Annotated in this window: 23 protein-coding genes; 5 read left to right on the top strand and 18 right to left on the bottom strand. The window is 67.1% G+C overall.

The window, feature by feature from the left end; translation table 11 throughout:
- Positions 1-95: 95 nt before the first annotated feature.
- From GGR73_RS19125 to GGR73_RS19105, 5 genes are all read right to left on the bottom strand, one after another.
- Positions 96-2,624: a serine/threonine-protein kinase gene (locus GGR73_RS19125; protein WP_184458362.1), complete on the bottom strand. Its 2,529-nt coding sequence runs from the start codon at positions 2,622-2,624 to the stop codon at positions 96-98.
- Complete coding sequence (gene ecfK, locus GGR73_RS19120; protein ID WP_046346102.1) at positions 2,603-3,142, bottom strand: ECF-type sigma factor EcfK; 540 nt, start codon at positions 3,140-3,142, stop codon at positions 2,603-2,605. The genes GGR73_RS19125 and ecfK overlap by 22 nt, the downstream gene beginning before the upstream one ends.
- Before the next feature lie 145 nt (positions 3,143-3,287).
- Complete coding sequence (locus GGR73_RS19115) at positions 3,288-3,497, bottom strand: DUF2147 domain-containing protein (protein WP_258080531.1); 210 nt, start codon at positions 3,495-3,497, stop codon at positions 3,288-3,290.
- A 185-nt stretch (positions 3,498-3,682) separates the two neighbouring features.
- Complete coding sequence (locus tag GGR73_RS19110) at positions 3,683-4,210, bottom strand: hypothetical protein (RefSeq protein WP_104628246.1); 528 nt, start codon at positions 4,208-4,210, stop codon at positions 3,683-3,685.
- A gap of 463 nt (positions 4,211-4,673) precedes the next feature.
- Positions 4,674-5,099 carry a hypothetical protein gene (locus tag GGR73_RS19105; RefSeq protein WP_126966203.1) on the bottom strand — a complete coding sequence of 142 codons (426 nt, stop codon included), beginning with the start codon at positions 5,097-5,099 and terminating at the stop codon, positions 4,674-4,676.
- Here GGR73_RS19105 and GGR73_RS19100 point away from each other — a divergent pair.
- Complete coding sequence (locus tag GGR73_RS19100; RefSeq protein ID WP_160954434.1) at positions 5,092-5,265, top strand: hypothetical protein; 174 nt, start codon at positions 5,092-5,094, stop codon at positions 5,263-5,265. The two genes, GGR73_RS19105 and GGR73_RS19100, sit on opposite strands and share 8 nt — an antisense overlap.
- 78 nt (positions 5,266-5,343) lie before the next feature.
- Here the strand turns inward: GGR73_RS19100 and GGR73_RS19095 are convergent, their stop codons facing one another.
- Positions 5,344-6,381 (bottom strand): patatin-like phospholipase family protein, encoded by a 1,038-nt coding sequence (locus GGR73_RS19095; protein WP_326520868.1) that lies wholly within the window; start codon positions 6,379-6,381, stop codon positions 5,344-5,346.
- 515 nt (positions 6,382-6,896) lie between these two features.
- Here GGR73_RS19095 and tagK point away from each other — a divergent pair.
- Positions 6,897-7,523 carry a transcriptional regulator TagK gene (gene tagK, locus GGR73_RS19090; protein ID WP_184458359.1) on the top strand — a complete coding sequence of 209 codons (627 nt, stop codon included), beginning with the start codon at positions 6,897-6,899 and terminating at the stop codon, positions 7,521-7,523.
- 154 nt (positions 7,524-7,677) lie between these two features.
- Here the strand turns inward: tagK and GGR73_RS19085 are convergent, their stop codons facing one another.
- The 6 genes from GGR73_RS19085 to GGR73_RS19060 form a co-directional block, all read right to left on the bottom strand.
- On the bottom strand, positions 7,678-8,124 hold the full coding sequence (locus GGR73_RS19085; protein ID WP_016902734.1) for a universal stress protein: 447 nt from the start codon (positions 8,122-8,124) through the stop codon (positions 7,678-7,680).
- Positions 8,125-8,233: 109 nt separating this feature from the next.
- The gene (locus GGR73_RS19080; RefSeq protein ID WP_126966205.1) at positions 8,234-8,815 is read right to left on the bottom strand and encodes a sugar O-acetyltransferase; all 582 of its coding nucleotides are present in this window, start codon (positions 8,813-8,815) and stop codon (positions 8,234-8,236) included.
- Between the two features lie 182 nt (positions 8,816-8,997).
- Complete coding sequence (gene uvrD / locus GGR73_RS19075) at positions 8,998-11,184, bottom strand: DNA helicase II (RefSeq protein WP_184458357.1); 2,187 nt, start codon at positions 11,182-11,184, stop codon at positions 8,998-9,000.
- Positions 11,185-11,423: 239 nt separating this feature from the next.
- Positions 11,424-12,815, bottom strand: coding sequence for an FAD/NAD(P)-binding protein (locus GGR73_RS19070; RefSeq protein ID WP_184458355.1), 1,392 nt, complete (start codon positions 12,813-12,815; stop codon positions 11,424-11,426).
- 262 nt (positions 12,816-13,077) lie between these two features.
- The gene (gene cls / locus GGR73_RS19065; RefSeq protein WP_184381456.1) at positions 13,078-14,496 is read right to left on the bottom strand and encodes a cardiolipin synthase; all 1,419 of its coding nucleotides are present in this window, start codon (positions 14,494-14,496) and stop codon (positions 13,078-13,080) included.
- A gap of 13 nt (positions 14,497-14,509) precedes the next feature.
- On the bottom strand, positions 14,510-15,820 hold the full coding sequence (locus GGR73_RS19060) for a LysR substrate-binding domain-containing protein (RefSeq protein ID WP_184458353.1): 1,311 nt from the start codon (positions 15,818-15,820) through the stop codon (positions 14,510-14,512).
- Between the two features lie 101 nt (positions 15,821-15,921).
- On the opposite strand from GGR73_RS19060, the gene GGR73_RS19055 reads away from it, so the two are divergent.
- The 3 genes from GGR73_RS19055 to GGR73_RS19045 all read left to right on the top strand — a co-directional run bounded on the left by GGR73_RS19055 (position 15,922) and on the right by GGR73_RS19045 (position 18,898).
- Positions 15,922-16,593: a 4-carboxy-4-hydroxy-2-oxoadipate aldolase/oxaloacetate decarboxylase gene (locus tag GGR73_RS19055; protein WP_184458351.1), complete on the top strand. Its 672-nt coding sequence runs from the start codon at positions 15,922-15,924 to the stop codon at positions 16,591-16,593.
- Positions 16,586-17,641, top strand: coding sequence for a 4-oxalomesaconate tautomerase (locus tag GGR73_RS19050; RefSeq protein WP_184458349.1), 1,056 nt, complete (start codon positions 16,586-16,588; stop codon positions 17,639-17,641). The genes GGR73_RS19055 and GGR73_RS19050 overlap by 8 nt, the downstream gene beginning before the upstream one ends.
- Positions 17,642-17,875: 234 nt before the next feature.
- Positions 17,876-18,898 carry an amidohydrolase family protein gene (locus tag GGR73_RS19045; RefSeq protein ID WP_184458347.1) on the top strand — a complete coding sequence of 341 codons (1,023 nt, stop codon included), beginning with the start codon at positions 17,876-17,878 and terminating at the stop codon, positions 18,896-18,898.
- A 342-nt stretch (positions 18,899-19,240) separates the two neighbouring features.
- Here the strand turns inward: GGR73_RS19045 and rpmG are convergent, their stop codons facing one another.
- The 6 genes from rpmG to GGR73_RS19015 all read right to left on the bottom strand — a co-directional run bounded on the left by rpmG (position 19,241) and on the right by GGR73_RS19015 (position 26,546).
- Positions 19,241-19,408 carry a 50S ribosomal protein L33 gene (gene rpmG / locus GGR73_RS19040; protein ID WP_002809462.1) on the bottom strand — a complete coding sequence of 56 codons (168 nt, stop codon included), beginning with the start codon at positions 19,406-19,408 and terminating at the stop codon, positions 19,241-19,243.
- 13 nt (positions 19,409-19,421) lie between these two features.
- The gene (rpmB, locus tag GGR73_RS19035; RefSeq protein ID WP_002809459.1) at positions 19,422-19,658 is read right to left on the bottom strand and encodes a 50S ribosomal protein L28; all 237 of its coding nucleotides are present in this window, start codon (positions 19,656-19,658) and stop codon (positions 19,422-19,424) included.
- Positions 19,659-19,860: 202 nt separating this feature from the next.
- Positions 19,861-23,040, bottom strand: coding sequence for a CusA/CzcA family heavy metal efflux RND transporter (locus GGR73_RS19030; protein WP_184458345.1), 3,180 nt, complete (start codon positions 23,038-23,040; stop codon positions 19,861-19,863).
- A gap of 323 nt (positions 23,041-23,363) precedes the next feature.
- On the bottom strand, positions 23,364-24,626 hold the full coding sequence (locus GGR73_RS19025; RefSeq protein ID WP_184458342.1) for an efflux RND transporter periplasmic adaptor subunit: 1,263 nt from the start codon (positions 24,624-24,626) through the stop codon (positions 23,364-23,366).
- 209 nt (positions 24,627-24,835) lie between these two features.
- Complete coding sequence (locus GGR73_RS19020) at positions 24,836-26,107, bottom strand: TolC family protein (RefSeq protein WP_184458340.1); 1,272 nt, start codon at positions 26,105-26,107, stop codon at positions 24,836-24,838.
- Between the two features lie 55 nt (positions 26,108-26,162).
- A complete protein-coding gene (locus GGR73_RS19015; RefSeq protein WP_016902720.1) occupies positions 26,163-26,546 on the bottom strand; it encodes a hypothetical protein in 384 nt (127 codons plus the stop codon).
- Positions 26,547-26,786: the final 240 nt, after the last annotated feature.

The raw sequence follows: 26,786 nt of genomic DNA, 5'->3' as shown, positions 1-26,786 counted from the left end.
GGCTAGATGGCCGATGGTCTCGGTACGCTGCCGCATGGCGACAGGGATTGCCTGTGCTGTCGGCCGGCGGCACTTGGCCGGCCCGATACTTCATCTCAGCGTTGCGCCACCGACTCCATGGTTTCTGCGCTGGAGGTTGCGGCAAGCGCCTTGGCCGGGGCGACCAGTGCCAAGGTCTGGCGTGCGGCGCGCAAGGGTTGCTCGGCATCGCCATAGATGCCGGTCAGAATCTGCAATGCCTGCTGCGCGTGGTCGCGCGCGGCGGCCAGCTGGCCGAGCCTGCGCTCGGCTTCGGACAGGCCGCGCAGGATCTCGGCGGTCTGTGGATGCGCACGGCCCAGTATCCGCATGGACGACGCCAGCGACGCGCGCTGTTCGGCCAGCGAGGCATCCAGCTGACCACTGTCCAAGAGCCACAACGCATGGTTGCTGCGATAGCCGATGGTGGCCGGCGCATCGTCGCCGAACAGGGTGCGCGCGCGCTCCAGGACGGCGCGGTAATGCGGGCCGGCGTCGGCCAGCTTGCCCTGCTGCCGCAATGCGTGGGCCAGGTTGCTTTCCACCATCAAGGTGTCGGCGGCGTTGTCGCCGTAGAGCTTGCGGGTGAGGCGCAGCAACGAGGCCAGTTCGGTTTCGGCAGCGGCAAAGTCGCGTTGCATCAGCAGGAACACCGCCAGGCTGTTGCGCATCGACAGCACCAGCGGGTGCTCCGGCCCGCGCATGGCGATACGCTCGCGCAGCAGGCTGCGCTGCAGGGCGATCGCCGGCAGCAGCTGGCCGACGTCGGCCAGCAGGCCGGCATAGACATTGCCGGCATCAATGCGTTGATCGGCGGTGCTGGCGCCGTTGGCCAGCGCGGCGACATAGGCATGCCGGCCCTCTGCCATGGCATCGGCCATGCGGCCCTGGTCGCACAACGCCCATGCCAGCCGCGCGCGCATCTCGTTGCCCAGCGCCTGCTGTTCTGCATCGCCGCCTGCCGCCAGCGCGATGCTCTGGCGCAGCACATGCTCGGACTCGCTGGCCTTGCCGGCGCCGGTCAGCGCCTGGCCAAGCATCGAGGCCGCTTTCAGGGCCGGCACGCTGGCCGCGCCCATGTGCTGCCGCGCCAAGGTCTGGGCGATGCGCAGATGCAGCACCGCCTGCGGATAGTCGCCCAGCGCGATCAGCGTGCGGCCCAGGGTCAGCTCCACGTGCGTACGAGCATCCGGCTGCTCGGCCAACTCACGCGCGGCACGCTGCGAGGCCTGCTGCAGCACACGCAGCATCAGCGTCTTGTCCAGATCCTGCGCAATGCCCGGGTCCACGCTGGACAGCACCGAACCCATGAAGTCGCCGGTGACCTGCGCGCGCTGCGCATCGCGCGCAGCGTGTTGCAGCGACCACAGTGTTGCACCCAGGCCGGCAACCAGCGCGATCGAAACAAGTGCAGCAGCCAGCACGCCGCTGCGATGGCGCTGGGTGAACTTGCGTAGCCGCAACCAGCCGCCGGCCTGCGACGCGCCTGGCGGATAACCATCCAGCCAACGGTGCAGATCCTCCAGCAAGGCCGACACCGACGCATAGCGCGCGCCCGGTTCCGGCGCCAGCGCACGCAGCACGATCGCATCCAGGCCATCGCGCAGCTGATCCTGCAGCTTGCCGTGGCTGGTCGCACGCGCCGCGCAGATCCGCGCGCGCGCATCGGCCGGCACTGCCGCCACCCGCTGCGATGGCGGCTGCGGCACGCCGTCGCGGCCTGCCACCGGGGCCAGCCCGCAACTCAGTTCGTAGAACATCGCGCCCAGCGCATAGATGTCGCTGCGTGCGTCCACCTCCGGCGCGCCGCGCGCCTGTTCCGGGCTCATGTAGCCGGGCGTGCCACGGCCATGCGCTGAGGTCATGCCGGGGTTGGACGCATCGACGGCGATGCCGAAATCGATCACGCCCGGCATCGGCCGCCCGTCGACCGCGCTGACCAGCACGTTGCTCGGTTTGAGATCGCGATGGATCACGCCTTTCTGGTGCGCGTGCTGCACCGCCTCGCCCACCCGCAGCATCAGCAGCACGCGCGCCTGCAGCGACAGCAGGTGCGCATCGCACCACCAGGTGATCGGCTCGCCGCGCAGATACTCCATCACCAGATACGGACGGCCGTGCGCATCGGTGCCCACGTCGTGGATCTGCGCGATCGCCGGGTGCACCATCTGCGCCAGCAGCCGGCATTCGAATTCGAACAAGGCCCGGCCCTGCGCATCCAGGGCTTCGGCGGCCACCAGCTTGATCGCCACCTCGCGCTCGTAGGCACCGTCGGCGCGATGGCCCAGATAGACCTGGCCCATGCCGCCGGCGCCGATCAGGCGGTCGATCGCCCAGGCACCAAAGCGCGTGCCGGCCGGCAGTTCCGGCAGCGGCGCGCGCAGTGCCGCGGCGGCCTGTTGCAACGGCGCACGCACGCGCAGCGTGGCCTGCGATTCCACCGCCAGCATCGCCAGCAACTCATCGCGCAGGACCGCATCGTCGCCTGCCTGCGCACGCGCGAATGCCTCGCGCGCCTCTACCGGCAGCTGACAGGCCTGATGGAACAAGGCCTCCAAGCGCTGCCAGGAGGTGGCGGCGCCGCTCACAGCTGCGCCGCCAGCCATACGCGCGCGAAGCGCAGATCGCGCTCCAGCGTCGGCACCGACACCTCCAGTTGCTCGGCCGCCTCGGCCACGCTGAAACCCACCAGCTCGGTCAGCGCGAAGGCCTTGGCCTTGCGCTCGTCCACCCGCGCCAGCTTGTCGAAGGCATCGGCGACCACCATCAAGGCCTCCGGCCGTGGCGTACCGTCGGACAGGCTGATCGTCAAGGTCACTGCCTGCCCCAGCCGCTTGGCGCTGGCATGGTGGCGCGCCAGATCCACCAGCAAATGGCGCATCTGCAGCGCCGCCACCGCATAGAAATGCGCGCGCGAGCGAAACGCCTGCTGGCCCTGCTCCAGCCGCATCCACGCCTCGTGCACCACCTCGGTCGCCTGCAGGCCGGCACGCACATCGCGCCGCAGCTCGCGCAACGCGGTGGCGCGTAGCACCTCGTAGACCTGCCGCGCCAATGCGTCGCCCGCGCCGGGCTCGTCGCGCTGCCAGGCCTGCAACAACTCGGTGATCGGCAGCTCGGACATCCGGTCCATCTCGCCTGCGTGGGAGCGCAGTATCCCGCATTGGCGACCGGGCAGGCACTTCAAAACCAAACGGTTTAGCTCGCCTGCCTGGTCCCCCGACCACGCGCGTCGGGCCGCCCGGGTCGGACAGCCACCACGGTGCGGGCTACCAGGTCCGCCCCTGACGGAAGAACGCCACGCAGCCCGCCACCGTCAAGAAGCCATCCGCCCCATGCGTGAGCGTGGCATTGCCGGTCTTGCCGGATGCCGGGCCGTAGATCCTGCTTTTCCACAGAGCCACGGCATCCACCAGTTCGCTGCGGATCAGCGTGCCTTCCATCGGGTTGTTGCGCTTGCCCGGATCCGGATTGACGATATCGCTCCTGGCGCTACAGGGTTTTGCTCCTCACGACCCGGTATTGCGCTCTTCCGGCAGCGTCTCCTGCGCTGCATGCCTTCCAGTCCTTCCCCGCTGATGGGAGAAGGTACTGGACCGTCACGGATCCAACAGTCCGCTTGATGTGCGGCATGTGAGCTCTGTAAATCCCCGCTCAAAAAAGACTAGCTCAAGTTCAATGTCGAACCTTCTGCACCGGCACGGAACTGTTGCGCGCCGCCGCCCACGGCGGTGTAGACGATGGCAAAACTCTTCTTGACGTTGGGATCTGGGTCCCCGCCGAACGTCGCGTTGCTCACCGGGATCGCTGTGCCGCCGTTGTTGAGCAGCCACTGGCAGATCGAGGTGACGTCGTAACCGTTGTTGCCTGTCCCGTACATTGCACGCACGACGGTAAAACTGGGGTTGCTAGGCACCGGAACGGGCGTACTGGCAGTAGGCGGATTAGGCACCAGATCGATCTGGCCATTTTCCGCACAACCGAGCGCAATGGGATTCCCATTGTTCAACGCCGGATTCTTGTAAAGAATCGCAAAGTTTTTGACTGTGCCCGGATCGGGGTCGGTCCCGAAGAAGGTATTGCTTGCGGTGATATCGTCATTGCCTGTATCGACGCTACTCTGGCATAGCTGGGTGACATCGACTCCTGCATTGCCGGTACCGTATACAGCGGAAAGGATCGTGATAGCCATGATAAGTGCCCTTTTTCCGGGGCTGGGAAGGCTGCCCCGACTCGCCTCTCGCCATGGGCTGCCGGTCACCCGGCACCCTGGCACACCATTGACGCAGCCTGCAGCGACCCTGGATGCGCAACTCCGCATTCTTCATCGGGTTTCCAGGACATCGTGACGCGGGTGGTGGCAACAGACGTGGGACTGACGCACAACGCACCCGGTTTCGGTCTAGCGGCTCCTGCAGTGGCAAACAACCCTGAGTCGCTGGACGCCGCAGTCGTGAATGTCGCCAGAGCATGCACACCATTTGGGGCGGCGCCTGCACTCATGCCGCTTCCAACCTCTGCCACGTTCGCTCGACATCAGGGAGCAGATGGACGCGCCCACCGAGACAACATTTCAGGTCCTTGCCGGGATCGAGATGCATTGACGCCGGCCGCAATCGCGGCGTTGCGACCGGCGCCTGGCCGACGTCCGGCAATCAGCTGCCTTTGATAAAGGCAATCGCCGGATCACTCGAGTTGTAGCGGACGTAGTGATCGCCGTTGCGATAGGTGTTGACCTGATAGCTATCGCCTGTCTTGTCGTAGAAATAGTAGTCGTAGTGCTCGGTGTTGCTGAAATATAGGATGTAGGCCCAGGTTCCGCCGTAGGCTCCGAGACTGTAGCGAGGAATCGCAGCAATCGATTTGACCTCTGCGGTGGTATCGGTCCAGTTGTTTCCGGTCAGCGGCCAAGCGACCGCAATGCCGAAATCTTTCTTCGTTTCTTCACCTGCAGCATCGGCTGGCACCGTCTCCTGGTTGCTGCCGCGAAACCCGACCTGATAGGGAATGCCCTTGTCACTGACGGCGTCGGTCCATTCGATGCCGGATTCATCCTGCAGATGTGGCGATGCAATGCTCATTCTTTTTCTCCTGGTGGCAAACCAACACAATGTGTTCCGGCTGGAACACAGCTACGACCTGGAAACGACGACGCTGGCGCTGCCAACGCGTCCGGATTCCGGGTCAACGCCGGGCCGGCACGCCACGCACGGCGCGCTGCCTGGTGGCTGCGGGCAAAACGATTGAATCCCGCGAGCGGGCTGTCGACGCGGCTGCACGCACGGAAGCTCCACGCTGCGCGTGCGCACAGATCCGCTAGCCGCCCTATGTCCAGCGGCTGGCGACCCAGTCACGCGTCTGTTTCCAGGCATCTGTCTGCAGGTAAGCCTGGGTCTGGCTGGCCAGATCGGCGACATGCTTCCAGTCATCCAGTGCGTAGGGATGTTGCAGCTCGACATTGGCGCGCCTGAAGTTGCCGGCCAGCACCTGCTCGGCCTGGATGCTTGCAAGCTCGGCCGTCGCGTCCATGGTCAGATTCAGCAACGGCATGGCCGGGACCGGGCCGCTGGCCCAGGGATGCAGCCAGGACGTTGCGCCCCAGCCCAGCGGATTACCGATCGCGGCGGCCGGAATTCCTTGCGGGCTGCTGCCGGTTCCAAGCGACAGCAGCTGGATATCGCCGATGTTGGTCACCTGGCCGCTGGCGATGGCCTCGGCCACTGCGGTCATGGCCGGATTGTTGGCGAACACGCCGCCGTCGGCGAAGAAACCGTAATCCTCGTTCGTGTTGGCGATCCGATAAGGCGGGAAGTAGGTTGGCGCGGCAGACGTCGCCAATGCGGCATCGACCATGCTGATCTGCCTGTATGCATTGTTGGCGCCGTTGGAGAACGTGGCAGGCATCCAGTTTGCACTGCTCGCATCCCACAGGCGTGCGGCGTTGACGACGACGAGGCGCTGCGCTTGTGCAAGTTGCGTTGTACCCAAGAGACCGCTTGCGATCTGGATCAAGCCATCATTCTTGTACTGACTGCTGAAGAAGCCCGGCCCGCTTCCCAGTGCCGCATCCACCCCTTGCCGTTGCACCTGCGCCTGTTGATCGAGCAACCACCCATTGGGTTCGAAAATGCTGGCGCCCTTGGTCATGTACATCTCGATGATCGTGCCGATCGGGACGTTTTTCACCAATGCCAGCGCAAGCAGGCCGCCAGTGGAAGTGCCGGCAAAGCAATTGGCGTGGCTGAGGATACTGCTGTGTTGATCCAGGTCCTGGATGAGGATCGCGGTGATCAGGCCGCGAATTCCGCCGCCATCGCAACTGATGATATTGAACGACATTGAAGTCTCCTGCAGAGCGGGCACTGGCTTGAAACGTGTGCGGCAAAGGCGCCAAGAACAAGCTGTCCGACTGCCCGTCCAGCGCGCGATACCGATGGCTGTCGGGATCAATCGCAGGTGTGCGGAAGTGATTGCGACGGCTGTTGCGTCTACCGTTGCACCACCTTAGAAGCGGCTCCGCCCACCACCCGACAAATCGTCTCGCGACATCGAGCATGTGATCTGCGACCGCTTTTGCCGCGGGTCGTCGGGCCGTGGTGCCCTCGGTATTCGCTTGGCGACCGGCATCGCGCTGCAGGACCTGTCCATTCGACGCGGCGAATCAGTGCGACCCCACGCAACCCCGTGCCGGCCGTTGCCAGCCCCGATCTCGATGCGATGCCATTGGCTCCGCATCAGCCACCACACCGACGCTTAAGCCGGGCCAGGCGCTTCCAGTGTCGCGGTGCAGCGAGGAAAGGGCCGGACGATCGATCTGGACTGCGGTCGATCGCACCAATGCGTGACGCAGCACCGGGTTCACGACAGGCAATGATGGGTTGGCGCCGCTTTTCTCGGTTGACCAGATGACAGGCCCCGGGGAGTGGGCCGCAGGCAGCACCCGCATGCGCAACACCAACTATTACGGCGCCATCGTCCCGCAGGCAGCGGTGCAGGCGCATGCGCCGCTGATGAGCGGTCTGCTGGCCTACATCGAGCAGCACATCGGCGAGGCCGAGCTCGGTACCGAGTCCCTGCAGCAGGCGTTCGGGCTGTCGCGTGCGTCGTTGTACCGGCTGTTCCAGTCGCGCGGGGGCGTGGCCAGCTATATCCGCGAGCAGCGCCTGTACGCCGCGTACCGTTACCTGCAGGCCTACCCGGAGTGCAGCCTGACCTGGCTGCTATATGAGATGGGCTTTGCGTCGGAGCGGCAGTTCCAACGCTGTTTCCAGCAGCGTTTCGGCATGCCGCCGATGCACTGGCGCCGCCAGTGCCGCGCCGCACCGCCGACGCATGCGCCACGCCGCGGACACTACATTCCGGTGGGGCGCTTCCTGCGTGAGCTCAACCAGCACATACACCGGGATGACGCGCCGGTGCGTGCCGGCCTGCCACCGGTGCGCCCCGCTCCCTTGCATACCGACGCGTTACGGCATCTTGCACGGCCGGCACCAATGGAAAACTGACCTCCAATCCGCAATCCGCGTAGGAGCGCGCCTGAGCGCGATGAGGCTTTACCGATAACGCCCCGTCGCGCTCAGGCGCGCTCCTACGAGAGATTGTGCGACTTGGAACGTAGGACGCTTTGCATCTGCTCTGGCGCAGCAAAACATCCGACGATCAGCGGATCACCAGCACCGGGATCGAACTGTGCGTCAGCACCTCCACCGTCTGGCTGCCGAGCAGCATGCGGCGCATGCCACGGCGGCCGTGCGAGGTCATGATGATCAGATCGCTGTTGCACTCCTTGGCGGTCTGCACGATGCCTTCGGCGGCGAAGCGGTCCAGCACGTGGCGCGACGTGGCCTTGATATTGGCCGCGGCCGCCAGCTCCAGCGCCGGGCGCAGGATCTTCTCTGCGGCAGCTTCGCGTTCCTTGCGGTACTCCGGACTTGCCTCGTAGCCCACGCTCCAGCCCATCGCGTCGTACATGCCCATCGCCCACGGCTCGGACACGGTGACGATATCCACCTTGGCACCGGTGGCCTTGGCCAATTCCAGGCCTTGGAACAAACCGCGATGCGACAACTCGGACGCATCGATGGCGATCAGGATACGTTTGTACATGGTGACCTCCTTGGATGACCGGCCTGGCTGCCGGCGCACTCAGCCTGACAGTGCGCTGCGGTACACGCATTGATGCGCATCAATGCGGCCACGCGGCGTGCTGCAACACTCAGTCGGTTGGCGCGGCATCGGCAGCGTCGCGGCTTGCGCGTACGCGCGCCGGATTGCCCAGCGCGATCGCGCCGGCCGGCACGTCGCGGGTGACCACCGCACCGGCGCCGATCACCGCGCCGTCGCCGATGCACACGCCCGGCAGGATGATCGCACCGCCACCGATCCACACGTTGCGCCCGATGCGGATCGGCCGCCCGAACTCCAGCCCGCTGGCGCGGCCTGCCGCGTCGCGCGGATGGTCGGCGGCATAGAACTGCACCGCAGGGCCCACCTGCGTGCCCTCGCCGATGCTGACCTCGCAGACATCCAGGATCACGCAATTGAAGTTGAGGAACACGCCCGCGCCCAGACGAATGTTGTAGCCGTAGTCGCAGTGGAACGGCGGGCGGATCACCGCGCCTTCGCCCACCTCGGCCAACCGCTCGACCAGCAGCGCGTGCCGTTGGGCGGGCGGCTGCGCGGCACAGGCGTTGTAGCGCGCCATCCAGTCGGCGGCTGCAGCCTGGTCGGCCTGCAATTCGTCATCGGCAGCGTTATAGAGCTCGCCTGCCAGCATCTTGTGTTTTTCGGTGCGCATCGGGCCGTGGATCTCTGGACGTTCGATTCGAACGCAAGGGTGTCACGGATGCCGCAGGGAATGCATCGGGCGATGCACCAATACTGGCCAGCGGCGTGTTGGCGACGAACACGCCGCCCCGGCCGGATCCGGGCGCGTAATCCCTGCCGCGCATTGCCCGGCGATGCGACGCGGTTGCCGGCCTACACCACCGTCAGATTGGCGTATGCCATCACCAGCCACTTGGCGCCGACGTCGTCGAATTGCACCTGCACGCGCGCATGTGCACCGGCGCCCTCGTAGTCCACGACCACGCCGCCGCCGAACTTGGGATGTTGGACATTGGCGCCGAGCTTGATCGGCGCAGCTTCGACCACGCCATGCACCGGTCCGCCGCGGGCCGCGCCCAGCGAGGCGGTGCGCGAGACCTGCACTTTCGGGCGTACCTCGTGCAGCAATTCGCGCGGAATCTCGCGCAGGAAGCGCGAGGGCACGTTGTAATTGTCCTGGCCGTGGATGCGCCGCGATTCGGCGTAGCACAGCACCAGCTTCTGGCGCGCGCGGGTGATGCCCACATAGGCCAGGCGGCGCTCTTCTTCCAGCCGGCCGCTTTCTTCCAGCGAGCGTGCACTCGGGAACAGGCCGTCTTCCAGGCCGACCAGGAACACGATGGGGAATTCCAGGCCCTTGGCCGAATGCAGCGTCATCAGCTGCACGCCTTCTTCGCCGGCCTGGGCCTGGCCTTCGCCGGCTTCCAGCGAGGCGTAGGCCAGGAAGGCCACCAGCTCGGTCATGCCCTGGCTGTCTTCATCGTCCGGGCGGGTGAAGCGCGAGGCCACCGACACCAGTTCGTCCAGGTTCTCGGTACGCGATTCCGAATCCAGCCCGCTGCGGCTTTCCTTGGCCCAATGCTCGCGCAGGCCCGAGCGCATCAGCACATGGTCGATGCGTTCGGCCAGTTCCATGTCGCCGGTTTCGGCATGCAGCTGGCCGACCAGGCTCAGGAACGTGGCCAGCGCATTGCGGGCGCGCGCGGCCAGGGTGTTTTCCTGCGTGGACAGCATCGCCGCTTCCCACAGCGACAAGGCGTTGGCGCGTGCCAGGCGGCGCACTTCATCCAGCGTGCGATCGCCGATGCCGCGCGTGGGCGTATTGACCGCGCGCTCGAACGCAGCATCGTCGCTGCGGTTAGTGAGCAGGCGCAGGTACGCCAACGCATCCTTGATTTCGGCACGCTCGAAGAAGCGCATGCCGCCATACACACGGTACGGCAGCTGCTCGGAAATCAGCGCTTCTTCCAGCGCGCGCGACTGCGCGTTGCTGCGATACAGCACCGCCACTTCGCCATAACTGCCGCCGTCGCGCACCCACTGGCGCGCGCGCTCGACCACATAGCGCGCCTCGTCGACCTCGTTGTAGGCCGCATACAGGTCGATCGGATCGCCGTCGCCGGAATCGGTCCACAGCTGCTTGCCGATCCGGTCCGGGTTATGCGCGATGACCGCATTGGCCGCGCCCAGGATATTGGCGCTGGAGCGGTAGTTCTGCTCCAGCCGCACGGTCCGCGCGCCGGGGAAATCCTTCAGGAAGCGCTGGACGTTCTCGACCTTGGCGCCGCGCCAGCCGTAGATGGCCTGGTCGTCGTCGCCGACCACGAACACGTGGCCGGTCTCGCCAGCCAGCACGCGCACGAAGGCGTACTGGATGGCGTTGGTGTCCTGGAATTCGTCGACCAGGATCTCGCGGAAGCGCGCACGGTAATGCGCCAGCAAGGCCGGGGTGTCGCGCAGCAGTTCGTGCGCGCGCAGCAGCAACTCGGCGAAATCGAGCAGGCCGGAGCGGTCGCAACGTTCCTGGTAGGCGGCGTAGACCTGCCGGCGCACCTCGGTCCAGTCGTCGTTGGGCTCGGGCTGGATATGCTGCGGACGGCGGCCTTCATCCTTCTGTTCGTTGATCCACCAGCTCATCTGCTTGGGCGGATACTTGCCCTCGTCCAGCTCCAGCGCCTGCACCACGCGCTTGACCAGCCGCAGCTGGTCGTCGCTGTCCATGACCTGGAAGCCTTCCGGCAGCCGCGCATCCTGCCAGTGCAGGCGCAACAACCGGTGCGCCAGCCCATGGAAGGTGCCGATCCACATCCCGCGGCTGCCGTTGCGCAGCTGCAGGTCGGTGCGGTGGCGCATTTCGCCGGCGGCCTTGTTGGTGAAGGTCACCGCGAAGATGCCGTGGTTGGGCACGCCCTGGACTTCGTTGAGCCAGGCAATGCGATGGATCAGCACGCGCGTCTTGCCGGAGCCGGCGCCGGCCAGCACGAGGTAGTGCCCCGGCGGCGCGGAAACGGCCTCGCGCTGGGCGGGGTTTAAATGATCGAGCAAATGAGAGACATCCACCGCCGTATTTTACCGGTTGTGGCGTCGCTGCGGCTGAGATTGCGATGAAGCGGTTGGGTAAGCCGCTCTTGCATCGGCAGAGGGGTTGGAGTGAGGGTACGGGGCGAAGCAGTCGGTGCATCACTTCCGAAAGCGCGTGGCGACGCGTTTGTCACTGCAGGCACTGGTAGATGTCTGAGGCGCCCTCATCCGGCGCTACGCGCCGCCTTCTCACGGCGGCAGAAGGGAAAAATGGCCCCTCACCGCCCCGGCAATGCCAACACATCCCGCGCAATCGCCGCTGCCTGCTCACGCAGCTCCGGCACTGCCAGGCTCTCCCACAACGACCCGATCCGCAGGCTGCCGATCACCCGCAACCGCGGATTGGCGCGCCCCTCGGCGTCGATCAGACAGCCATCGGCAGCGGTATCCACCCCGATCCCATGCGGCCCGGCCACCGCAATGCCCTGCCCCAGCAGCTGCTGCAGCAGCGGGTTGCGCATCGCCTGCACGCGCATTTCCACGCCGGTGGCGTTGACCAGCGTCTGCACATCCAGCTGCAAGGCATGCCCGGCACTGGCGCCGGCACTGAGCCGCACGCAGGCGCCGGCCTGGAACGCCACCTCCAGCCGCGCGCGATGCAGCTGCAACTGTCCGCGCGCCCGCATCGCCTGCAGTTGCGCATGCACCGGCGCGGCGATGCGGTGACGATGCACATCCCAATAGCGCACCACGTGGCGCAGGAAGCGGCGTTGGTCGGCAGCCGACAGCGTTTGCCACAGAGCCTGACTCAGCGGGCGCACACGCTCCATCACGCTCTGCCAGGGCAGGCCTTGCGCCATCGCCACCCGCGCATGCTGCCGCAAGCTGCGCATGCGCGCACGCAGCGACAGCGCCAGCAACGGCTGCGGATCGAAGTCCGCCGCAACGCAGTGCGCCTGCGGCAACGGCAGCAGCCCATGCCGCGACACCACGTGCACCGCCCCGCGATGCGCCTGCGCGGCCAGCGTCACCACCGTGTCGGCCATGCTCAATCCCGAGCCGACGATGCACACCGCCGCGTCCTGCGGCAACGCGGCGACCGCCTCGGTATCCCAGGCTTCCACCCGCTGGGTTGCCGACAGGCCGGTGGCCCCGCGCAGCGGCAACGGCCGCAACGCATTGCCTACCGCCAGCACCATGCTGCTGGCGTGCAGGGTCTGCCCATCGTCGAGCTGCAACCGCGCGCCATCGGCATCGGCTTGCAGCGTCTGCACACGGGCGCTGTGCACGGTGAGCGTCGCCGGGCTCTGCGCGCGCGCGGCCTGCAGGCGTTCGCACAGGTAGGGCGCGTAGTGTCGGCGCCCGACGAAAGCCTGCGGCAGCCGTGCGTCTTCCAGCTCCGGGCAGCAGGCGTGCGCACGCAGGTAATCGACGAAATCCTGCGGCGCCTCCACCAGCGCACTCATCCGCGCGGCGGGCACATTGAGCAGATGTTCGGGACGCGCGGTGGAGTAGGCCACGCCCTCGCCCAGCACCGGGTGCGGCTCGATCAGCACGATCTGCACCGGCGCCACGGCCTGACGCAACAGCTGCAGCGCCACCAGCACCCCGGATGCGCCACCGCCAACGATGGCGATCACTGCATCGCCGGGATCACGCAATTCATTCATCCGGCAATTGTAGGCGATGCGTCGCGTCGCACCGATGACAGCGGCCATGCCCGCCGCGATGGCCGGGATAGCCCCGCGCGTACGTGCCGACGCGACGCACCCGTCCAACAAAGCGGTCGCCGGACGCGTCCATTCGAGCGCGGGCGCGTTTGCATGCGGCGCAATCTTGCCGCCCCAGACGCGCCCCCTCCCACTTCACCTGCCACCGCAGGCATCGCGCTGCGCCACAACCGGCACTGCGCGCGCATGGACCGCGCACGGACTACATCAACGCATCGGCCAGGCGCGCAATGCCCTCGCGACTGCGGCGCCAGGCCGGGCGCGTGCGCCACTGCTCCAGCTCCAGCTGGCGTGCGTTGGCCAGGTAATCCTGCTCGATCACACGCAGGCGCTGCACCACGCCCTGGTCGTAGCAGAGCATGCCGATCTCGGCATTGAGCGCGAAAGAGCGGATGTCCAGGTTGATCGAGCCGACCAGCGCGATGTCCTCGTCCATGCTCAGGTGCTTGGCATGCAGGAAGTGCGGGCGATACAGCGCGATCTTGACCCCGCAACGCAGCAGCTCCTCGAAATACGCCTCCTGCGCCCAGGCCGCCAGGATCTGGTTGTTGCTCTCCGACAGGATCAGCTGCACATCCACGCCCGACACCGCGGCAATGCGCAAGGCACTGAGCAAGGCTTCGTCGGGGACGAAATACGGTGTCACCAGCACCACCTTGCGCCGCGCCAGATGGATCACCGCGTTGATCGCATCGCGCGCATTCTCGAACGGATACGCCGGCCCGCTGGGCAGGAGCTGCGTGGCGATATTGGCCTCGCACACCGGCGCGTCCGGCCATACGTCCAGGCGCTGCCCGGTTTCGGTGAACCAGTCGCTGGCGAACACCGCTTCCAGATGATTGACCACCGGCCCGCGCACGCGCGCCACCAGCTCGCGGTTGGGCACCCCATTGATGAACCCGGCCTCGGCCAGGTTCTGCGAGCCGACAAAGCCCACCTGGTTGTCGATCACCGCAATCTTGCGGTGGTTACGCAGATCCATGCGCCCGCTGCGGCGCCAGCGCAGGCCACCGGGCAACACCGCCAGCACCTCCACCCCGCCAGCCTGCAGCTGCTTGCGGTAATGGCGCAGACCGCGCTTGGCGCCCACCGCATCCAGCAGCACGCGGCAGCGCACGCCGCGCGCACCGGCACGCAGCAGCGCGGCGACCACCGCATCGCCCACCGCATCGTCGAACATCAGGTAATACAGCAGATGCACGCGCTTTTCCGCCATGTCGATCGCGGTGATCAAGGCCTGCAGCGACTGCGTGTAGTCGTCCAGCAAGTCCACCGCATTGCCCAGCGTGGGCATGAAATCGCCCTGGCGTTCGATCAGCGGTACCACCTCGGCGCTGCTGGTGTCCGCCTGCGGGGTCCAGCGCAAGGCATGCAGCGGCAGTTGCTGCTCGCGGATCACCTGCGAGGCAGTGGCCTGGCGTTCCACCCGCACCCGCGATAGCCACGGATGCCCGAACAGCAGATACAGCGGCAGGCCGACCACCGGCACGAAGCCGATCAGCAGCAACCAGCTGCGCGCCGCACCCGGCGTGGTGCGGGCCGGAATCCACAACAGCGCGGCCAGGCGAATCGCCCAGTCCAGTGCCAACAGCCAGGTCCCTTGCAACCAGTCAGGCAGCATCAGCGATCCGTTCTCAAGAAGGCTCCGATTCTGACCGCCCGGTGCGTGAACGCAACGGGGCGGGCGCGTCGATCGGCGCGCAATAGCGAAACGGCCCGCCCTGCGCATCGGCCGGCTGCACGCGCTCGGCACAGACCTGCCGCAGCGTCTGCACGAATGCCGACTGCGCGCGGGTGGGATGCCAGTCGCTGCGCAGCGTCATGCCGATCTGGCGGCGCAGCTGCGGCCCGGCGCGGCCGACCTCGCACAGCAAGCCGGCGCGGCGCTCGAACAGGAACTGGTCGCGCGACATCAGCGTGAGCCAGTCGCCTTCCAGCAACAGCCCCCGGATGGTCAGCTCCGCGCCGCATTCGATGCGCAGCGCCGGTGGCTCGATCTGCTGATCGCGAAACATCTGCTCCCAGCGTGCGCGCACCGGCGTGCCGGTGGTGGCGATCACCCAGGGGTACTCCAGCAACTGCGCGAACGCGTAGGCGCGCCCGGCCAGCGGGTGCCCACTGCGCGCCACGATCACCGGCTCGTCGTCGAACAACGGCTCCTGCAGCACATCGCGCACCGGCAACGGCTCGCGCAGCGCACCGATCAGCAGGTCCAGCCCGCCCTCGCGCAGATGCGCCAGCAATTCGTCATACGGGCCTTCGACCACGTTGACGCTGGCACCGGGATGCGCGCGCGCAAACCGCGCCAGTACCTGCGGCAGCAGGATCGCCCGCGCCAGCGGCATCACTCCCAGTGCGATCCGGCCGGCGTGCTGCGAGCGCAACGCGCTCACTTCGTCCAGCCCAGCGCGCAATTCGGCCAGCGCCAGGCGCACCTGCCGCAGCAGCCGCGTGGCCACCGGCGTGGCCTGCATGGTCTTGCCGCGGCGCACCGTCAGCGGCACCTCGATCACATCGGCCAGCGACTGCACCGCGCGGTAGATGGCCGGTTGCGAGACCCCGGCGCGCGCCGCCGCCAGCGAATAACTCCCGGCCACATCCACCGCGACCAGCGCCTGCAGTTGCCCCAGCGAGACCCGTCGCTCCAGGCCGGGGTGGGCCGGCAGCCGCAACGCCCGCCGCGCCACCCGGATGCCGCGACCCAGTTGCTCCAACGCCCGTGCGATGCGCGGCACCAGCAACTGGGTGGCCTCGGTGGCGACCATGCCGCCCGGATGCCGCTCGAACAGGCGCACGCCGAGCTGCTGTTCCAACCGCGCCACCGCCTGGGTCAATGCCGGTTGCGACAGATTCACCTGCGGCGCGGCCGCGCTGATGCTGCCCAGCCGGTGCACCACCACCAGGGCGTAAAGATGGCGAAGGTTTGGCTCGGGAGTCGGCGGCATGCTCTAACTATAAGCAAAACCAATATGCATACCTCAAATGAATCTTGAGCCAGCAGGCGCTCGCCGCACAGACTCGGTGCACGCCTAACGAGGATGGATGGATGAGCCAGGTCGTCACCCAGATCGCGCGCACCCCGTTGGCCGTCGTCGACGGGCTTGCGCAGGCCGGCGTGGCCACCGTGCACGAGGCACAAGGGCGCAGCGGCCTGCTGCACCGTCGCCTGCGGCCGATCTACGCCGGCTGCCGCATCGCCGGCACCGCCGTCACCGTGTCGATCCCGCCCGGCGACAACTGGATGATGCATGTGGCCATCGAGCAACTGCAGCCCGGCGATGTGCTGGTGGTCGCCCCCACCAGCGCCTGCTGCGATGGCTATTTCGGCGACCTGCTCGCCACCTCGGCGCAGGCGCGCGGCTGCCGCGGGTTGATCATCGATGCCGGGGTACGCGATGTGCGCGACCTCACGGCGATGCAGTTCCCCGCCTGGAGCCGCGCCATCTGCGCGCAGGGCACCATCAAGGAGACGCTGGGCTCGGTCAATGTGCCGCTGGTCTGCGCCGACGCGCTGGTGCAGCCGGGCGATGTGGTGGTGGCCGACGACGATGGCGTGTGCGTGGTGCCGCGCGCCAGCGCCGCCGCGGTGCTGGCCGAAGCGCAGGCACGCGAAGCGCGCGAACTGCGCAAACGCGAGCGCCTGGCACGCGGCGAACTGGGCCTGGACATCTACGCCATGCGCGAACGCCTGGCGGCCAAGGGCCTGCGCTATGTCTGAGCAGGTCCGCGCGATGTGGATGCGCGGCGGTACCTCCAAGGGCGGCTTTTTCCTGGCCGACGAGTTGCCGGGCGAGCGCGCCGCACGCGACGCCTTCCTGCTGCGCGCCTACGGCTCGCCGGATGTCCGCCAGATCGACGGCATGGGCGGCGCCGACCCGCTGACCTCCAAGGTCGCGGTGGTATCGCGCTCGGCACGCGCCGATGCCGACGTGGACTATCTGTTCCTGCAGGTGTCGGTGGACCAGGCACAGGTCAGCGACACGCAGAACTGCGGCAACATGCTGGCCGGCGTTGCCCCCTTCGCGTTGGAGCGGGGTTTGTTGCCGGCACGCGATGGCGAAACCGAGGTGCGCATCTTCATGCGCAACACCGGCACGCTGGCCACCGCCAGCGTGCAGACGCCCGGTGGCCAGGTGCGCTACGACGGCGACGCCCGCATCGACGGCGTACCCGGCACCGCTGCGCCGATTGCGCTGGCATTTGCCGACATCGCCGGCTCTTCCTGTGGTGCGTTGCTGCCCACCGGCAATAGCGTCAACATCCTGGATGGCGTGGAGGTCACGCTGATCGACAACGGCATGCCCTGCGTGGTGCTGCGCGCCAGCGATCTCGGCATCAGCGGTTACGAAGACCGCAACACCCTCGATGCAGATGCGGCACTGAAAACCCGCCTGGAATCGCTTCGCTTGCAGGCCGGCCCGTTGATGCAGCTGGGCGATGTTACCGAGGCCACCGTGCCCAAGATGATGCTGGTCGCCGCACCGCGCCATGGCGGCGCAATCAGCGTGCGCTCGTTCATTCCGCACCGCTGCCACGCCTCGATCGGCGTGCTCGGCGCCGTCACCGTGGCCACTGCCTGCCTGCTGCCCGGCTCGCCCGCGCATGCTCTGGCGCAGCTGCCGGGGGGCACCACCCAGCAGCTGGAGGTCGAGCATCCCAGTGGTGCGAGCAGTTGCGTGATCACGGTCGATTCGCACGGCGAGGTGGTGCGCACCGCCGTGCTGCGCACTGCACGCAAGCTGTTCGATGGGCAGTTGTATGGCTGAGCGGATGGATGCGCCACCACGCTGGATCGATCGCCATCGGCCATGCCCGGCCCACGACCTGCGCCTGCCGCGCGGCGTGGCCGACACCGCGTGCCGCAGCGACGTGCGCGTGAGCATCCATGCGCGCACCACACCCGACGTGGGCACCTGTAGGTTCCGCGCACCGGGCGGGTCAGCCTTTCGCGCGCGTGGCCGTTTGCTCACCGATCCCGCCGCCTCAACAAGACCCTTGCCATGATCATCGACTGCCACGGCCACTACACCACCGCGCCCGCGGCGCACGATGCCTTCCGCAAGGCGCAGATCGCGCAGTACGACGATCCGAGTTTGCCCGCGCCGGTGTATCCGTCCATCTCCGACGACGCATTGCGCGAAAGCATCGAACAGCACCAGTTGCGCCTGTTGCGCGAGCGCGGTGCCGACATGACGATTTTCTCGCCACGCGCCAGCACCATGGCGCACCATATCGGCGACGAAGCAGTCAGCCAGGTGTGGACGCGCCACTGCAACGACCTGATCGCGCGCGTGGTGCAGCTGTATCCGCAGACCTTCATCGGCGTGTGCCAGTTGCCGCAGTCGCCGGGCGTGCCGATCGCCCAGTCGATCGCCGAGCTGCAACGTTGTGTCACCGAACTCGGATTTGTCGGCTGCAATCTCAATCCCGACCCATCCGGTGGCCACTGGAACGGCGTGCCATTAACCGATCGCGCCTGGTATCCGTTCTTCGAAAAGATGGTCGAGCTCGACGTGCCCGCGATGGTGCATGTGTCGGGCAGCTGCAACGCCAACTTCCACGCCACCGGCGCGCATTATCTCAATGCCGATACCACCGCGTTCATGCAGTTTCTCCAAGGCGATCTGTTCGCTGATTTCCCGGACTTGCGCTTCATCATCCCGCACGGCGGCGGCGCGGTGCCGTATCACTGGGGCCGCTTTCGCGGCCTGGCCGACATGCTCGGCAAGCCACCGCTGTCCACGCATGTGATGCGCAATGTGTTCTTCGACACCTGCGTGTATCACCAGCCCGGCATCGATCTGCTGTTCGAGGTCATCGACATCGACAACATCCTGTTCGGCTCGGAGATGGTCGGTGCGGTGCGCGGCATCGACCCGCAGACCGGCCAGTATTTCGACGACACCAAGCGCTACATCGATGCCTTGGCGATTTCCGACGCCGACAAGCGCAAGGTATTCGAAGGCAATGCGCGACGGGTGTATCCACGCCTGGATGCGCAATTGCGTGCGCGCGGGCTGTAACTCTTTCTTATCTGCCAGAGAAGGTGCCCCGCAGGGGCGGATGAGTGGCGCCTCGCAGAGCGGTCACCGTCTGCGATGTCAAACGCGTCGCCACGCGCCTTCAGAAGTGAAACGCCGGCTGCTTCGCCTCGAACTGCCAGCGACTGACGGAGCGTGCAATCGGAAAAACGACGTTTCGCTTGCGAGTGGCCTCGCCCCGTACCCTCACCCCTACCCCTCTCCCGAAGGGAAAGGGGGAGTGCACGCCGACCATTGTTGCGATCACCCCCGCAACACTCTTCAAACGCAAACACCCGCCTTGCGGCGGGTGTTTGCCTGGATGCAGATCGGGTAATCGGTGGATTACTTGATCTTGCCTTCCTTGTACATCACGTGCTTACGCACGACCGGGTCGTATTTCATCATTTCCATCTTCCCCGGAGTGTTCTTCTTGTTCTTGTCCGTGGTGTAGAAGTGGCCGGTAGCGGCCGAGGAAATCATACGAATCTTGTCACGCTTGCCTTTTGCCATGACTGCTTACTCCTCAGACCTTTTCGCCGCGCGCACGCAGCTCTTTCAGAACGGCATCAATCCCGTTCTTGTCGATGGTGCGCAATGCATGCGCGGAGACACGGAGCTTCACCCAACGGTTCTCGCTGGCGACCCAGAAGCGGCGCTCGTGCAGGTTGGGCAGGAAGCGACGACGGGTTCTGTTGTTTGCGTGGGAGACGTTGTTACCCGTCTGCACACGCTTGCCGGACACTTGGCATACGCGGGACATTACGCACCTCGATAAATGAATTGCCACCCATAGCCTGGGGAGCGGCGGCCCCGACAGCGTCAAGCTGCCACGCAACGTTGGGAATCAAGAACTTACGCTGGGAACAAGCCGGCAACCCCATCGCGCTGGGTGCCGCCATCCGGAGCGATCCGGGCACAGCGAGCCGCGCATTATGCACGGCTTTCCTATGTGCCGCAAGCACTTAGCCTGCACTTCCCGCCCGCTCGCGGTGCAGCCAGCGATACAGCACCGGCAGCACCAGCAGGGTCAGCAAGGTCGACGAAACAATACCGCCGATCACCACCGTGGCCAGCGGGCGCTGCACCTCGGCCCCGGCGCCGACATTGAAGGCCATCGGCACAAAGCCCAGTGCGGCCACCAACGCCGTCATCAACACCGGGCGCAGGCGGCTCAGCGCGCCTTCGCGCAAGGCCTGCTCCAGCGACATGCCCTCGGCCCGCAGGCTGCGCACGAAGGCGATCATCACCAGGCCGTTGAGCACCGCCACCCCCGACAGCGCGATAAAGCCGACACCAGCGGAGATCGACAACGCCAGGCCGCGCAGCGCCAGCGCCACCACGCCGCCGGTCAGCGCCAGCGGCACGCCGCTGAACACCACCAGCGCATCGCGCAGCGAACCGAACGACCAGTACAGCAGCGCGAAGATCAGCAGCAAGGTGCCCGGCACCACCCAGGCCAGGCGCTGGCCGGCGGAGATCAGTTGCTCGAAGGTGCCGCCGTAGCCGATCCAGTAACCGGTGGGCAGCACGACCTCGGCCTGCACACGCTGCTGCACCTCGGCGACGAACCCGCCCAGGTCGCGGTCGCGCACATTGGCGGTGATCACAATGCGGCGCTTGCCGTCTTCGCGATTGATCTGGTTGGGCCCGAGCACGGTTTGTACCTTTGCGACCTCGCGCAGCGGCACCGTGGTCGGTTCGCCACTGCGCCAGCCGGCCGCGCGGCTGGACTCGTCGACATCGGCGCGCTCGCCATCGCCACGCAGCGGGATCGGCAGATCGGCCAATGCGGTCGGGTCCTGTCGCAGGCCTTCGGGCAGGCGCACCACGATGTCGAACCGGCGGTCGCCTTCGAACAACTGCCCGGCCGCCTGCCCACCCACCGCCGCCGACACCGTGTCCTGCACCACGCCGGGATTGAGGCCATAACCGGCCAGCGCGGCGCGATCGGGCACCACCGCCAGCATCGGCAGGCCGGTGGCCTGCTCCAGGCTCACGTCGGCCGCACCCGGCACCGTGCTGGCGACTTCCTGGACGCGCTGCCCCAGCTTGACCAACGTGTCCAGGTCGTCGCCGTAGACCTTGATCGCCACATCCGCACGCACGCCGGAAATCAGCTCGTTCATGCGCATCTGGATCGGCTGGGTGAACTCGTAGTTGTTGCCGGGCAGCTGCTTCACCGCTTCCTCGATCTCGGCCACCAACTGCGCTTTGGGTTTGCGCGGGTTCGGCCACCGCGCGCGCGGATGCATGATCAAGAACGTATCGGCCACCGACGGCGGCATCGGATCGGTCGCCACTTCGGCAGTCCCGAGCTTGCCGAACACATGCGCCACCTCCGGAAACTGCTTGATGCGTTTTTCCAGCGTGGACTGCATGGTGATGGCCTGTTCCAGGCTGGTGCCGGGAATGCGCAAGGCGTGCAGCGCGATGTCGCCTTCGTCCAGGTTCGGGATGAACTCGCTGCCCAGGCGCGTGGCCAATACCGCGCACAGCGCCACCGCCACCACCGCGCCGAGACCGACCCAACGGCCGTGATGCAGCGCGCGATCCAGCAAGGGCGCATACACGCCGCGCGCCCAGCGCATCGCGCGGTTCTCTTGCTCGGCCACCTTGCCGCCGAGCAACAAGGCGATCGCTGCGGGGACAAAAGTGAGCGACAGCAACATCGCACCGCTCAGCGCCAGCACAACAGTGATCGCCATCGGATGGAACATCTTGCCTTCGATGCCGGTGAGTGCGAACACCGGCAGATACACCGCCGTGATGATGCCCAGGCCGAACAGGCTGGGCCGGATCACCTCTGCCGTGGCTTCGGCAGTCAGTTCGAAACGCTCGTCGCGCTCGAGCACCCGCCCCAGGCGCAATTGCGCCTGGCCGAAGCGGCGCAGGCAGTTCTCCACGATGATCACCGCGCCATCGACGATCAAGCCGAAATCCAGCGCACCCAGACTCATCAGGTTGCCGGACACGCCACCGCGCACCATGCCAGTGAGGGTGAACAACATCGCCAGCGGAATCACCGCCGCTGTGATCAGGGCCGCACGCACATTGCCCAGCAGCAGGAACAGCACCACGATCACCAGCAACGCGCCTTCGATCAGGTTCTTGGCGACGGTGACGATGGTGCGGTCCACCAGCGCGGTGCGGTCGTAGACCGGCACCGCCTGCACGCCGGCCGGCAAACTGGCATTGGCCACTTCCAGGCGCTGCGCGGCGGCCTGCGCCACGGTGCGGCTATTGGCGCCGACCAGCATGAACACCGTGCCGAGCACCACTTCGGTGCCGTCCTGGGTGGCCGCACCGGTGCGCAACTCGCGCCCCTCGCCGACCTGCGCCACATCGCGCACCCGGATCGGCACGCCTTGGCGCCGATCCAGCACGATCGCCCCGATCTGCGCGATATCGTCCACCTGCCCCGGCACCCGCACCAGGAACTGCTGGCCGTTGCGTTCGATATAGCCGGCACCGATGTTGCGGTTGTTCGCCTCCACCGCGCGCGCCACATCGTCCAGCGTGAAACCCAGGGCGACCAGGCGTGCCGGATCCGGGGTGATGTGGATCTGCCGCGCGTAGCCGCCGATGGTATTGACCTCGGTGACGCCGGGCACATTGCGCAACTGCGGGCGCACCACCCAGTCCTGCAGGGTGCGCAGGTCGGTGGCCGTCCACGCACTGCCATCGGGCTTGCGCGCATTCGGTTTGGCTTCGACCGTGTACATGAAGATCTCGCCAAGCCCGGTCGCGATCGGCCCCAGCTGCGGCTCCAACTCGGCCGGCAGTTGCGACTTGACCTGCTGCAGCCGCTCGGCCACCTGCTGCCGCGCAAAATACAGGTCCGTGCCATCGGCAAAGACCGCCGTCACCTGCGACAAGCCGTAGCGCGACAACGAGCGTGTGGATTCCAGCCCTGGCAAGCCCGCCAGCACCGTCTCCAGCGGAAACGTCACCCGCTGCTCCGACTCCAACGGCGAGTACCCCGGCGCGGCCGTATTGACCTGCACCTGCACATTGGTGATGTCCGGGGTGGCATCGATCGGCAGGCGCGAAAAACTCCACGCCCCGATCGCAATCAACACCGCCGTCAACGCCAGCATCAACCACCGCTGCGCGATCGCGAACCGAATGATGTTAGTGAGCATGACGCGCACCTCCGCGCACACTCGGCGCAACGGCGTGCGCAGCCACGTCGATCAACGCGTGCGTACACACGCACGACGCCTGTGCAATCGCAGCGTGCTGCCGTCGGCCGGCGGCACTGCAGCCAGGATCCCGACCCTCGCCGCTATCGCGATCGACCCCAACACGTCGAAGCTTCGCAGTACAGATTCTCACGCTGTTGCAGGCGTGATCGCCTGCGCCGTGAGTGCGTGGACGACGTAAAAAACGTTTCACCGAAGAATGGACGAGCCGGTCGCAAGCACGCGCTTGCGGTCGAGGCAGACGCAAACCGGAAGCGCAGCGATCAATGATCATGCGATGCCCCCGACTTCTCGATATCGGCCTTCACCAGATAACTCTGCTCCACCACCACCGCGTCACCCGCGGTCAGACCGGACACCACCTGCACCTGCTGCGCATCGCGCGCGCCCAACTTCACCGGCCGCACCTCGTACACATCCCCCACCCGCACGAACACCACCTCCCAGTCGCGAAACTGCTGCAGGGCCCCCACCGGCACTACCATTGCCGCCGGCTGCTGCGCCACCGTCACCCGCGCCTTCACCGCCGAGCCCGGCCGCCATAAGCCATCGCTGTTGCGCAGCACCGCGCGCGCCACCGTGCTCTGACTTGCGGTGGCCGTGCCCGGCAACACGCGCTCCAACGTGGTCTGCGCCACCACGCCATCGCTGATGCGCGTCACCGTCACCGGTGCGCCGGCGGTGATGTGCCCGGCATCGGCGCCGAAGATGTGCAGATCCACCCACAGGCTCGACAGGTCGGCAATCTCGAACAACGCCTGGCCTTCGCTGGCGTTGCTGCCCAGGCTGGCATTGCGGGCGAGCACGGTGCCGCTGATCGGCGCGCCGACCGAATACGTGGTCAGGCTCAGGTTGCTCTCCACCGTGGCCAGCACCTGGCCGGCGCGCACCTGGTCGCCGACATTGACGCGCAGGCTGCGCACCGGCCCGGGGAAGCGTGCGGTGGCCTGCGCCTGCGCACCTTCTGCCGGCGTCAGCAGGCCTTGCACTTCGTGCTGGTCGGCGATGCTGCCGGGACCGACCGGCGCGACCCGGATGCCGGCGTCCTGCGCGATTTTCGCCGCGATGGTGGTGCGCCCTTCGTAGCTGGGATAGGCCCAGCGACGCGCTTTGCCCTGCACGGTGGCGCGCACTTCCACATCGAACGAATGCGGCTCGCCGACCGTGCTGTCGGCCAGCAGGCTGCCATCGTCGCGTGCGCGCAATCGATGCACTTCGTTGACGCCGCCGAGCCGGGTCAGGCGCACTTCGATACTGCCGGCGCTGGGCGGCAACGGCTTGCCGTCGCGGTACAGCCAGGCGCGATAGGTCGGCGGTGTGCCGTCTTCGGCAATCGCCAGCTCAACGCTGTCGCCGTCCTGGTGCAGCAAGCGCCCGCCGTGCGTGCCTTTTTCGGCTTCCTCGCCATGTGCGTCGGCGTCGCCCTCGGCACCGGGCGTTGCGTGGTCATGCGATTGTTCGCCGTTGCGGCCGCAGCCACCCAGCAGCAGCGCCAGCAACAGCGGCGCGAGCAGAAAACGTGTCATCGAAGAAAATCCTGGTTGGCGCCGACGCTGTGCGTCGGGCGAACGAACGAAGATGGTGTGCGCCGGATGTCTTGGATGCGCAGTAGGCGCGCGCAGCACTTGGCGACTGCTGGATGCCGATGCGGTTGCAAGCGTCGAGGCCGGTACCGACGCAGCAGATCCAGGCGGACGCAGGCAGGCAGGGCGAAAACGCGCAGCGGAGGTAGCGCTCATGGCCCCACCTGCGCAGTGCTGTCGGCCACGAACGGCTGCCCGGTCAGGCGCTGGATCTCGATCAATGCGGTCTGCGCTTCCAATGCGGCGGCCAGTTGCTGCTGGCGTGCATCGCTGCGCTGTGCCTGCAGCTGCGCCCAGTCCAGATAACTGGTGGCGCCGGCGCGGTACGCGCGCTCGGCGGCGGCATCGGCGCGCGCAAGTGCGGGCAACACATCGCTGCGCATGCGCGCCACTTCCAGCTGCGCGGCGCGGTAGCGGCCATGCGCGTCGGCCAGCGTGGCGTAAAGCGCCAGTGCCTGCGATTGGCGTTCGATCTCCAGCAACGACAGCTCCGCTTCGGCGGCGCGGATCTCCGGTTGCGCACGCGCGGCGCTGCCCAGCGCCAGCGAAACGCTGCCCAGCAGTGCGGTGGCATCGTTGGCTTCGAGCCGGCGCACGCCCACCTGCCAGTCCAGGTCCGGGCGCGCCTGGCTGCGTGCCAGCCGCACCCGCGCCTCGCGCACGCGCTGCTCACCGTTCAAGCGCGCCAGTTCGGGGGTGGCATCGAGCAGCTGCGCCAGCACCTCGAACTCGGGAACCGCCGGCAGCTGCAATGGGTCGCCGGTGACATCGCCGAAGTCCGGCGTGCGCTGCCCCCACAACACCGCCAGCTGGCGGCGCGCGGCCAGCAGTTCCTGCTGCGCGCGATCGCGCTCCAGTTCCGCCCGCGCCTGCAGGGCCTGGGCGGTCAGCAGCACCGATTCGGGCGATGCGCCGGCCTGCAGACGCTGGCGCGCGGCACTGACGGTGCGTTGGCGCTGGGCCAGGGTTTCCAGCGCGGCCGCATGCCGTTGCGCGGCCATGCCGATGGCCAGATAGCGCCGGGCGACTTCGGCCAGCACGTCCAGCCGCGCCAGCGCCCGCTGCGGGGCGAGTGCGTCGATGCGTGCCTGGGCCAGGGTGCGGCGCGCGTCCAGCTTGCCGCCCCGTTCCAGCACGCCGGCCAGGGTGACGGTGAGTTCGGCCTGGTCCAGCGCGCGGGTCGGGCCGCTGCCGAACACGTTTTCCAGTTCGGCGCCGATGCGCAACGGCGGACGCAGCGCGTCGCGCTCGGCGTCGGCGGTGAGGACCGCGCGCTGACCATCGGCCAGGCGCAGGTCGGGGTGCTGCCGGGCGACGCGCGCAATGGCGTCGTCCAGCGTCAGCACGGGCTTGGGCGGTACGTCCTGCGCCATGGCGCACGGCACGACCGCGAAGACGGCAAGTGCCGTCAGTCGCAACCACATGAGGGTGTCTCCGGAATCGGGATCGATGGACAGGCCGGCAGCTGCCGGCGATGCATCAGGCCGCGATCGGGGGACGCAATCCGGTCTCGCTCAGGTGCGAGCGGTAGTACGCGAGCACGGCCACGGGCTGGGCCTGCGTGTGCGTGGACAACGGCAGCCAGGCCAGCGCCGGCAAGACGGCCGGATTCTGGCCGTGGCAGTAGCCGCTATGCATCAGGGCGTGCATCAGGCCGGCCCCATCGCGCTCGCCGGCATCGCCTTCGTCGGCGCCGTCATGGCCGTGCGGCGCGGTGTCTTCCAGGTGCATCTGGTCGTGCGCCAGCGCATGCACATCGCCCAGCGCGCAGGCCACCGGTGCGACCAGTACGCCCATGGCCAGCACCGCCAGCGCCATCAGGCGCAGCAAGGGGTGCAACAGGCGGGCGCGACGCAGCAGCATGGGCGCAGCCTATCGGGGCCAGGGCAGTTACACAATCGCATGCCTGCCGCGCAGCATCGCAGGAGCGGACCTGGCCGCGACGCCGTCCTGGTCAGCGCGATGGCACTTCGCCTACATGCTGGTTGATCGCAGACAGCGCCCCGGAGGGCGAGAAGCTGCCGACGATTACCTGAAACTGGGATCGAGGCCATGACGGCGCCGGGGTCGGGGACAGCGTCGCGGCCGGGTCCGCTCCTACGT

The organism is Xanthomonas sp. F14, from assembly GCF_014199865.1.
Note: the sequence above shows the minus strand (reverse complement) of the source record. Positions and strands in the feature narration are given on the sequence as shown.

Coding starts and splice junctions, on each gene's coding strand:
- GGR73_RS19125 (WP_184458362.1), bottom strand. CDS start 2,624: ATGGCTGGCGGCGCAGCTGTGAGCGGCGCCGCCACCTCCTGGCAGCGC.
- ecfK (WP_046346102.1), bottom strand. CDS start 3,142: ATGTCCGAGCTGCCGATCACCGAGTTGTTGCAGGCCTGGCAGCGCGAC.
- GGR73_RS19110 (WP_104628246.1), bottom strand. CDS start 4,210: ATGGCTATCACGATCCTTTCCGCTGTATACGGTACCGGCAATGCAGGA.
- GGR73_RS19100 (WP_160954434.1), top strand. CDS start 5,092: ATGCTCATTCTTTTTCTCCTGGTGGCAAACCAACACAATGTGTTCCGG.
- GGR73_RS19105 (WP_126966203.1), bottom strand. CDS start 5,099: ATGAGCATTGCATCGCCACATCTGCAGGATGAATCCGGCATCGAATGG.
- GGR73_RS19085 (WP_016902734.1), bottom strand. CDS start 8,124: ATGTACAAACGTATCCTGATCGCCATCGATGCGTCCGAGTTGTCGCAT.
- GGR73_RS19080 (WP_126966205.1), bottom strand. CDS start 8,815: ATGCGCACCGAAAAACACAAGATGCTGGCAGGCGAGCTCTATAACGCT.
- GGR73_RS19070 (WP_184458355.1), bottom strand. CDS start 12,815: ATGAATGAATTGCGTGATCCCGGCGATGCAGTGATCGCCATCGTTGGC.
- cls (WP_184381456.1), bottom strand. CDS start 14,496: ATGCTGCCTGACTGGTTGCAAGGGACCTGGCTGTTGGCACTGGACTGG.
- GGR73_RS19060 (WP_184458353.1), bottom strand. CDS start 15,820: ATGCCGCCGACTCCCGAGCCAAACCTTCGCCATCTTTACGCCCTGGTG.
- GGR73_RS19055 (WP_184458351.1), top strand. CDS start 15,922: ATGAGCCAGGTCGTCACCCAGATCGCGCGCACCCCGTTGGCCGTCGTC.
- GGR73_RS19050 (WP_184458349.1), top strand. CDS start 16,586: ATGTCTGAGCAGGTCCGCGCGATGTGGATGCGCGGCGGTACCTCCAAG.
- GGR73_RS19045 (WP_184458347.1), top strand. CDS start 17,876: ATGATCATCGACTGCCACGGCCACTACACCACCGCGCCCGCGGCGCAC.
- rpmG (WP_002809462.1), bottom strand. CDS start 19,408: ATGGCAAAAGGCAAGCGTGACAAGATTCGTATGATTTCCTCGGCCGCT.
- rpmB (WP_002809459.1), bottom strand. CDS start 19,658: ATGTCCCGCGTATGCCAAGTGTCCGGCAAGCGTGTGCAGACGGGTAAC.
- GGR73_RS19030 (WP_184458345.1), bottom strand. CDS start 23,040: ATGCTCACTAACATCATTCGGTTCGCGATCGCGCAGCGGTGGTTGATG.
- GGR73_RS19025 (WP_184458342.1), bottom strand. CDS start 24,626: ATGACACGTTTTCTGCTCGCGCCGCTGTTGCTGGCGCTGCTGCTGGGT.
- GGR73_RS19020 (WP_184458340.1), bottom strand. CDS start 26,107: ATGTGGTTGCGACTGACGGCACTTGCCGTCTTCGCGGTCGTGCCGTGC.
- GGR73_RS19015 (WP_016902720.1), bottom strand. CDS start 26,546: ATGCTGCTGCGTCGCGCCCGCCTGTTGCACCCCTTGCTGCGCCTGATG.